This window comes from Monashia sp. NPDC004114 (assembly GCF_053603855.1).
This window is the reverse complement of record NZ_JBSGGK010000042.1, coordinates 1-1,620: the sequence shown is the minus strand read 5'-3', so window position 1 is coordinate 1,620 and position 1,620 is coordinate 1. Positions and strand designations below refer to the sequence as shown.

The 1,620-nt window shown below is 74.3% G+C and carries 1 pseudogene; it reads left to right on the top strand.

The features are described 5' to 3' along the window. Positions 1–126: 126 nt before the first annotated feature. Positions 127–1,620, top strand: a pseudogene (locus ACWEOW_RS25345) (hypothetical protein); the annotation flags it as partial.

Below are 1,620 nucleotides of genomic sequence, written 5' to 3'. Positions count from 1 at the left end.
TCGACACCCCACCACGCGCACACCCCTGCGACTCAACGACATACGCCATCAAACGCGCTCATCCACACCCATACAAAGGTGAGGAGTAGCACATGTGTTCTAATGGATCGTGAGGGAAGGAGGCAGATGCCATACACGATCGACACCGTGACGCGCCTGTGGGCGCCGATCGAGTTCATGCTCACGACGCACCGGACACCGGCCTCGGCCCCCGATCCGCGGCCGGTCATCGCCTGGGCGGACCAGACCCTGGCCGCGCTCATGGACACCTGCCGCCGCCGCCACTGCCCTGAGCAGGTCGAGCCCGAGTCCGGCACCCCGACGCCCGCCAGCACCCCGACCGCGAGCGCCCCGACCGCGAGCCGCGGTGTGACGGAGGCCGCCGGTGGTGGCGGGCTGCACACGGACGCGTCCACCGGCGACCCGGAGACGTTCGCCGCGGCGGTGGAGGGCGAGCTGGCCGCGTTCGAGCTCGCCGAGCGCGCCAAGGCCGTCGTGGACGCACGACAGCTGGACGCCCTGGCCCGGATGCACGCCACGATGAGCGCCGAGTTCCGCGCCCGCGAGGCCCAGACCTGGGTCGGGCGCACCCCGCTGACCGTGCACGAGGCGGTCGTCATGGAAGTCGTCGCCGCCACCGGGCTCGGCGAGTCCGAGGTCGCGCTGCGTCTGGACCTGGCGATCGCCCCGGCGTCCCGGGCCGGGTTCCTGCGCGAGCAGGTCACCCTGGGCGTCACCACGATGGCACGCGCCACCCAGATCATCCACGCCACCGGCCACCTCGACCACGAGCACGCCGACCAGGTCGCCCGCGCCGTGCTGGCCCCGACCCGAGACGGCACCGGCCTGGCCGGTGCCCTGTTCCGGCAGCGGCTGCGCCGGGCCGTCATCGCCGCCGACACCGACCACGCCGCGCGCCGGCGCGCCGCCCGGGACCGGACCGGCGCCTACGCGCAGCTCCACGACGACGGCACCGGCACCCTGACGATCATCAACGACGCCGAGAAGATCGTGGCCGCCATCGACCGCGCCGACACCGCCGCCCGCGGTGCCCGCGCCGGCGGCGACCCCCGCACCCTGGACCAGCTACGCGCCGACTTCCTCACCGGCGCAGCCATGTTCGCCGGCAGCCCCGACACCACCACACCCCAGACCACCACGCCCACCCCGGCCACCCCGGCCACCCCGTCCACCCCGTCCACCCCGTCCACCACGTCCACCACGCCGAGCACCTCCAGCACGTCCAGCACGTCTAGCAACGGATGGTCCGCACCGCCGAGCGCCGCGACGCCGGGCACGGCACCGCCCGGAGCGGCACGGCTCGGAGCAGCATTCTCGGCTGAGCACCACGACGCACGCGGCCGTGACGTCGGCGACGGGGTCGGCGGCGTCCCGGGCAATGTGGAGCGCGACGCGGTCGGCGACGTCCGTGGCGCCGTGGCCGGCCCCGTCGAGGCGCAGGATGGCGGGTCAGGCGCCGGGTTCTGGCGGCGTCCGCCGGCCACGGTCTGGATCGTCGTACCGTTCAGCACCGCCGCCGGCCTGGACAACCAGCCCTGCGAGCTGCCCGGCCACGGCTGGGTCAGCGCCGCCCACGCCCGCCAGATCATCACCACACCC